At 72.9% G+C, this 7,050-nt stretch carries 6 protein-coding genes; 5 read left to right on the forward strand and 1 reads right to left on the reverse strand.

Annotated features, from left to right (window positions below; translation table 11 throughout):
* From VIU94_RS20450 to VIU94_RS20470, 5 genes are all read left to right on the forward strand, one after another.
* On the forward strand, positions 1-1,381 hold a 1,381-nt coding region (locus VIU94_RS20450), incomplete at its 5' end, for a D-alanyl-D-alanine carboxypeptidase family protein (protein ID WP_331913281.1).
* A 109-nt stretch (positions 1,382-1,490) separates the two neighbouring features.
* Entirely contained in the window at positions 1,491-3,416 is a 1,926-nt protein-coding gene (locus VIU94_RS20455; RefSeq protein WP_331913282.1) for a DUF8823 domain-containing protein, read from the forward strand.
* Between the two features lie 40 nt (positions 3,417-3,456).
* Complete coding sequence (locus tag VIU94_RS20460) at positions 3,457-4,308, forward strand: adhesin (RefSeq protein ID WP_331913283.1); 852 nt, start codon at positions 3,457-3,459, stop codon at positions 4,306-4,308.
* Positions 4,305-5,144: an ATP-grasp domain-containing protein gene (locus VIU94_RS20465; protein WP_331913284.1), complete on the forward strand. Its 840-nt coding sequence runs from the start codon at positions 4,305-4,307 to the stop codon at positions 5,142-5,144. Before VIU94_RS20460 ends, VIU94_RS20465 begins: the two co-directional genes overlap by 4 nt.
* A complete protein-coding gene (locus tag VIU94_RS20470) occupies positions 5,125-5,724 on the forward strand; it encodes an HIT family protein (RefSeq protein WP_331913285.1) in 600 nt (199 codons plus the stop codon). Before VIU94_RS20465 ends, VIU94_RS20470 begins: the two co-directional genes overlap by 20 nt.
* A gap of 48 nt (positions 5,725-5,772) precedes the next feature.
* On the opposite strand, the gene VIU94_RS20475 is transcribed toward VIU94_RS20470, so the two are convergent.
* On the reverse strand, positions 5,773-7,050 hold a 1,278-nt coding region (locus VIU94_RS20475; protein WP_331913286.1), incomplete at its 5' end, for an MFS transporter.

The following is a 7,050-nucleotide window of genomic DNA, read 5'->3' on the forward strand; positions in this document are numbered from 1 at the left end:
ACCCCCGGCCCCGGCCCCCGCGGCCACGCCCGCCGCGCCGCCGCCCCCGCCGTCGCTCACCGAGGCCGAGCGGACCAAGCAGCAGCCCATGCCGCCGCTGCCCCCGCTCGACCTGCTCGCCGAGCTCACCAACACCCCGCCCCCGCCGCCCAGCCCGCTGCGGACCTTCACCCGGCGGATCAAGATCTGGACGCCGCTCGTGGTGCTCCTCTTGATCGTCTTTGCGGTCGTACAGCTCGTGCGCCCGTTGCCGCAGCCCACGCTCAGCCTCTCCGCCGCCCCCGCGTTCACCTTCGAGGGCGGCGAGTTGAAGATGCCGTGGCCGACCGAGGGCCAGGGCGCCGTCGAGGTCGAGGGCGTCGGCTCCATGGGCGAGTACGGCGCCCAGAAGCCCGCCCCGCTCGCGAGCGTCGCCAAGACGATGACCGCGTACGTGATCCTGCGCGACCACCCCCTGAAGGGGGAGCAGAAGGGTCCCGAGATCCCGATCGACGCGAAGGCGGCGGCCGAGGCCGGCAATACGCACGAGTCGCGGGCCCCGGTGAAGAAGGGGCAGGAGTACTCGGAGAAGGAGCTGCTGCAGCTCCTGATGATCCCGTCCGCGAACAACGTGGCCCGCCTGCTCGCGCGCTGGGACGCCGGTTCCGAGGCCGCCTTCGTCGAGAAGATGAACGCCGCGGCCAAGGAGCTGGGCATGACCAGCTCGACGTACACCGACCCCTCCGGCCTGGACTCGACCACCGTGTCCACGCCGCGCGACCAGCTGAAGCTGGCCAAGGCGGTCATGCAGTACGACGTGTTCCGGGAGATCGTGAACATGCCGAACGTCACCGTCGAGGGCATCCCGGGCCGGATCGAGAACAACAACAGCATCCTTCTGGAGGAGGGCGTCAGCGGCATCAAGACCGGCTCCTCCACGCCGGCCGGCGGGAACCTGCTCTGGGCGGCGAACACCGTCGTCGACGGCCAGATCCGGCGGGTCGTCGGCATCGTCATGGGGGCCAAGGACGCCGCCATCCTGGACGACAAGCTGAAGCTCTCGATCGCGTACAGCCTCAAGCTCATCCAGCAGGCCCAGAAGGACGTGACCTCCGCGTCGGTGATCCGCAAGGGCCAGGTCGTCGGCTATGTCGAGGACGGTCTCGGCGGGCGCACCGAGGTCGTCGCGACCAAGGAGCTGAAGCCGATCGGCTGGCCCGGCCTCAAGGTGCACCTGGAGCTGACCGACGGCGGCAAGGCCGTCCCGCACGCCGCCAAGGCGGGCACCGTCGTCGGCCAGGTGTCGGTCGGCGTCGGTACCGGCAAGGTCAGCGCGCCCGTCGCGCTGAAGAGCGACCTGGCCGAGCCCGGTTTCGGGACGCGGCTGACCCACCTGGGCTGACGCGCCCCGAAAGTCCCGCGCGCGTGGGCGCCCCGGATTCCGGGGCGCCCACCTGTTAGCGTTCCGGGCAACCGGCGGGCCGGGGACGGCGTCCGTTCGGGAGACGGGGATGGGGAGCGGGGACAAGACCGGAGAGAGCCGAGTGACGACCGCCGAGCCGACGCGCGCCGACGACGGTACGACCACGCACGACCCGCACGACGGGCCCGGGGGTTCCACCCGAATAGCGCTTCCGGGCCCACGCGACCCGGCGAAGCCCGCTCCTGAACCGGTCCCGTCAGGGATCCCCGAGCAAGCCACCGCCCGCCCCCACCCCCGTACGCGTACCCGCCGCCGCGTCACCGTCCTCGTCGCGACCGGCCTCGCCGCGCTCACCCACATCCTCTGGTTCTTCCTGTTCGCGAACAGCGGCGGCGACCTCGCCGCGCAGGACGCCTGGGCCGAGTTCGTCGGCCGGCACCCGGACTCCGCGTACAACCTCGCCTGGTACGGCGGGATGCACCCGGTCTCGTACAGCGTGGTCTCGCCCTACGTGATGTCCGTGCTCGGCGTGCGGGCCACGATGATGATCGTCGGCACGGTCTCGGCCGGGCTGACCGCGCTGATCCTGGTCCGGGTGCGGGCGGTGCGGAACCCGATGGCGTGCGCGCTCGCCGGCGTGTTCGCGTTCCTGTGCAACGCGATGTCCGGCCGGGTCACCTTCGGGCTCGGGATGACGTTCGCGCTGGGCGCGGTCGCGGCGGTGTTCTGCTGGCCGCGCCGATGGCGCCGCAAACGCTGGGCGAAGGCGGCCGTCGCCGCCCCGCTCGCCGGCCTTGCCACCGCCGCCAGCCCGGTCGCCGGGCTCTTCCTCGGCGTCGCGGCGGCCGCGCTGTTCCTGAACAAGCGGCGGCCCGGGGCGTACGCGCTCGGGCTCGCCCCGGTCGCGGTCGTCGCGCTGTCGGCGTGGCTCTTCCCGTTCTCCGGCACCCAGCCGATGTCGCTGGCGTCGACCTCGCTGCCGTTCCTCTTCGGCGCCCTCGTGTTCGTGCTCGTGCCGAAAGAGTGGCGGACGGTCCGTGCCGGCGCGGCGGTGTACACGGCCGGGACGGCGCTGACCTTTCTGATCGACTCCCAGATCGGCTCGAACGTCTCCCGGCTCCCGATGCTGTTCGCGGGCGTGGTGCTCCTTGCGGCGCTGCCCTACGTCGCCCCGCGCTCGCGCCGCTGGTACGCGCTGGTGCTCGCCATAGTCGGGCTGAACTTCTGGATCGGCTTCAAGAGCGTCGACGACGTGATCCGCACCGCGCCGGACGCCTCCTGGGCGCGCGAGCTCGCGCCGCTGGTCAACCAGCTCCAGGTGCGCGGCGCGGAGAAGGCGCGGGTCGAGGTGGTGCCGGCGAGCAGCCACCGGGAGTCGTCCGCGCTCACCCCCTACATCAACCTCGCCCGCGGCTGGAACCGGCAGGCCGACATCGAGCGCAACCCGATCTTCTACGACGACACCCTCGACGCCGCGAACTACCAGGACTGGCTGGACCGCTGGGCGGTGCACTACGTGGTGCTGCCGACGGGCGCGCCGGACACCGGCGGCGAGGGCGAGGCGGAGCTCGTCGAGGCGGGCCTGCCGTACCTGAAGCAGGTCTGGTCGGACGCCAACTGGCGGCTGTACGAGGTCCAGGACCCGACGCCGCTCGCCGACCCGCCGGCGAAGGTGGAGCGGGCCGGCGAGAACGAGGTGACGATCCGTCTGGAGACCGCGGGCCGGGTGCTGATCCGGGTGCCGTACTCGCCGTGGCTGGCGCTGCTCGACGAGAACGGCGGCAAGGTCGAGCCGCCGCAGGAGACCAAGGCGTCGAAGAAGGCGCGGGAGGCCTCGGAGGAGGACCTGCCGAAGCGGTACGTGAACGCGGACGGCTGCCTGCTGAAGGCGGAGGCGGACGCGGAGGGCGACGAGTGGACGGAGCTGCTGGCGCCGAAGCCCGGCACGTACCGGCTCGCCGCGCCGTACAAGCTTTTCCCGCGCGGCACCGCCTGCCCGGAGGAACTGCGCTGAGGCTCCCCGGAACGGGCGCGGTCCTGCATAGTGGGCGGCTATGGCATGCGAACGGTGCGGAAGCGGACGGCGCGGCCCGCTGCCGGGGATGGTCTGCCCCGAGTGCGTCGCGGCGGGCTCCGTCCGGCGGCGGCCGACGTCTGGGGTCGTGCTGCTGACGGTCGGTGTGGTGGCGGTGACCGCGGTGGCGGTGACGGTCGTGGTGCTGGGCCGGGGTGACGCCGGCCCGCCGGCGGGGGCCGTGGGGAGGCCGGGGGGCGGGATCGTCCGCGCGGTGCCGACGCGGATCGCGCCGACGGCGTTCCCGACGGATTCGGCGTCGCCGGAGCCGACGGCCCCCGAGACGTCGCCGCCGACGCCGAGCCTCCCGCCGCCCACTTCGGCGACGCGGCCCCCGACGTACGAGTCCTGGGCGGGCCCGGGGTGTTCGGGCGGGGAGTACCGGGAGGAGGGCCGGTACGCGGACGGCCTGGACGGCTGGTACACGGTGACGCGCGGCGGCTACCGGGGCGGCGGCTGCGACGGCCGCTTCACGGCCCTGCCGATGTCCGGCAGCGCGACCCGCGACCACGACAACACGGCGACGTGGACATGGCGCGTGGACGCCCCGTACGACCGGTGCGCCCTGGCCGTCCACGTCCCGACCCCACCACGCCCGCAGGACGCGGCCGGTGACCCGTCGGTGTACCAGGTGCTGGCGGACGGAGTCCCGTACGCGGCGTTCAAGGTCCACCAGCCCGGGCACCACGGTGAGTTGCTCCACACGGAGTCGTACCCGCTGCGAGGCCCGGTCTTCACGGTCCGACTCGTCGACCGCGGCCAGGACTGGGGCGCAGCGGCCCGCGAGGGCGCGCACCACGGGGCGGGGCAGATGAGGCTGAGCTGCTCATGACGGCTGCGGACGGCGGCTTCCTCGCGGTGACTCCGCACCCCAGCCCGACACGGGACCTGTTGGCGACGGCGGCCCGCCGCCGCGGCATGGACGTGGTGGAGCTGACCGCCCCGGACGCGGCGGCCGAGCTGCGGGACAGGCCGGGCGGCCACTACTACGGCGGCCCGGGGCTCGGCGCGGCCGTGGCGGACGACCTCGGGGTGGCGCTCCTCGAGCCGTCCGACGGCTGGCTGCCGTGCCTGCCCTGGGAGTTCACGCGGCGACGGATCCGCCCGATGACGCTGGGCGAGGCGCGCGGCCTGCCGGGCCCGGTGTTCGTCAAGCCGCCGCGGGACAAGACCTTCCCGGCGGCGGTGTACGAGGAGGGCGCCGAGCTGCCCGGCGCCCATGAGCTGTCGGCCGGGACGCCGGTGCTGGTGAGCGAAGTGGTCGGCTGGGCGGCCGAGTTCCGACTGTTCGTGCTGGACGGGGAGGTGGTGACGGGCTCGCAGTACGCGACGTACGGTCGACTGGACGCAGTGACATTGACGCACCATCACCATCGGGCGGCTGTCGAGGAGTTCGCGTCGAGCCTGCTGGCAGAGCACGGCAACACACTCCCCAGCGCGGTCGTCCTGGACGTCGGTCTGCCGGCGCGTCCCGAGCGGGGCACGACGGGGGAGTGGGCGGTGGTGGAGGCGAACATGCCGTGGTTCAGCACGGTGTACGCGGCGGATCCGGCGCGGGCCCTGGAGGTGACGCTGCGCGCGGCGGGCCCGAAGGCGGCCGTTCGGGCGAGGGACGCGGAGTTCGTGCGGGGCGTGCGAGGCTGTGCCCATGACTGTCGAACCCAGTGATTTCGTCAAGCGGTTGCCGATCGGCGAGCGGATACCGATGCCCGAGAACGGCATCCCGTTCTGGGAGATCTTCCCGTACGAGGGGGAGCTCGCGATCAAGGTCCTGGAGCAGCCGGTCCTGCCGGAGCCGCTGCGCAAGGGCGAGGACGGGGAGGAGTGCCCCGGCTGCGTGGACGACGAGGGCCCGCTGCTGTGGAGCGACGAGCACTGGAAGGTACGCGGCTTCGCCGAGCCGAAGGGCGTCCCGGCCCAGGTGATGCTGCTGCCGCACGACCATGGGGACTTGGCCGATCTCTCGCCGGAGCGGGCGGCCGAACTCGGCGGGATGCTGCAGCGCGTGGAGCGGGCGGTGAAGTCCCTGGGCGGCATCGCCCGCGTCCACATCAACCGCTGGGGCGACGGCGGTTCGCACTTCCACGTCTGGTTCATCGCCCGCCCGGAAGGCATGCTCCAGATGCGCGGCTCGTGTCTGCCGCTGTGGGGCGACGTGCTGCCGAAGGTCCCGGCGGAGGAGTGGCGGGAGACGAACGTGCGGATCGCGCGGGCGCTGGAGGGGGAGGGAGGGAAGGCGCACGTGTAGCGGGGAGACTTGCCGCCCTCCCCAGATGGCCGGTCATGGAGACGGTCTTCACCCCGACCCGATCGCGCTGACCGGACGCGGTGTGGGTACCGCCGCTTCGAGATCCACCCGCTGAGCATGCTGATGACGCTGTGCCCAGCGGACGGCGGGCGGTGCGGCCAGGCCCGTCACGGCGAAGAGCGCCCCGACGACGTACCAGCCGGGGCGGCCCCAGGTGATGCAGAGCGCGATGAGCAGACCGGGGCCGAGGGCTTCGGCCAGCCCGGCGCCCAGGCCGAACACGCCCAGGTACTGGCCGGTGGCGTGGGGCGGGGCGAGGGCGAAGGACACCTCGAACCCGGCGGCGGAGTGCCACAGTTCGCCGATCGTATGGATCACCACCGCGGTCAGCAGCAGCGCCGCGGCCGCCCAGGCCGGCACCCCCGCGGACAGCGAGATCAGCGAACAGGAGACGAGGAATGCCACGCCGGCCCGCCGGTAGGCGTTTCCCCCGGAGGCGGGCGAGTTGACGGTGCGGCTGGCTCGTACCTGGAGCGCGACGACCATGACGGTGCCGGTGATCATGGTTCCCGAGATGAGCCAGTGCGGGGCCGTGGTGGCCTGCACCAGCCAGAGCGGGATGGCCACGGTGAGCACCTTGAACTGGATGGCCATGACGCCGTCGAGGGCGGTGAGCAGGAGGTACGGCCGGTCCCGGAGGGCGCCCCAGCGGGGGCCGGCGGCCAGGGGCTTGGGGGCGACGGGCGGTAGGAGGACGAGGATCGCCGCAGCACCGGCGAAGGCGACCGCATTGCCGACGACCAAGAGCTGATAGGCCGGGAGGGTGCCCACCTGCACGACCCAGCCCGCCCCCAGCGCGCCGAGGGAGATGCCGACGTTGGTCACCGCACGGAGATAGGCACGGAACTCCTGCGGTCGGTCCCCGCCGTAGTCCCTGATGAGCGGACTGCGCGCCGCCAGCCCGGCGGCTTTCGCCCCGGCAGCCGCGCACACCACGCCCACGAACGGCCAGAAGCTGTCCGCGACCACGAACCCGGCCGTGGCCAGCGCCTGCACCACAAGAGTGGCCGCGTACACACCACGGGCTCCCCACACGTCGGCCAGGTGCCCGACGGCGATCCCCAGCACCAGCGCGACACCCCCGGCGATCCCCAACCCGAGCCCCACCTGCCCGGCCGGAAGGCGCACCGCCTGCGTGAAGTACAGCACCCCGGCAGTCAGATAGAGCCCACTGCCGACGGTATAGACGAAGTTCGAGGCCGCGAGAACACGCTGCGGCCCGGCATCCGGTAACAGCTGAGGCATGACGAAGCTCCGCGTCCTGAG

Source organism: Streptomyces sp. (assembly GCF_036566765.1).
Classification (GTDB): Bacteria; Actinomycetota; Actinomycetes; order Streptomycetales; family Streptomycetaceae; genus Streptomyces.

Bases quoted from the DNA above. Each gene is read 5' to 3' on its own strand.
- VIU94_RS20455 (WP_331913282.1), top strand. From the start codon at position 1,491: ATGGGGAGCGGGGACAAGACCGGAGAGAGCCGAGTGACGACCGCCGAG.
- VIU94_RS20460 (WP_331913283.1), top strand. From the start codon at position 3,457: ATGGCATGCGAACGGTGCGGAAGCGGACGGCGCGGCCCGCTGCCGGGG.
- VIU94_RS20465 (WP_331913284.1), top strand. From the start codon at position 4,305: ATGACGGCTGCGGACGGCGGCTTCCTCGCGGTGACTCCGCACCCCAGC.
- VIU94_RS20470 (WP_331913285.1), top strand. From the start codon at position 5,125: ATGACTGTCGAACCCAGTGATTTCGTCAAGCGGTTGCCGATCGGCGAG.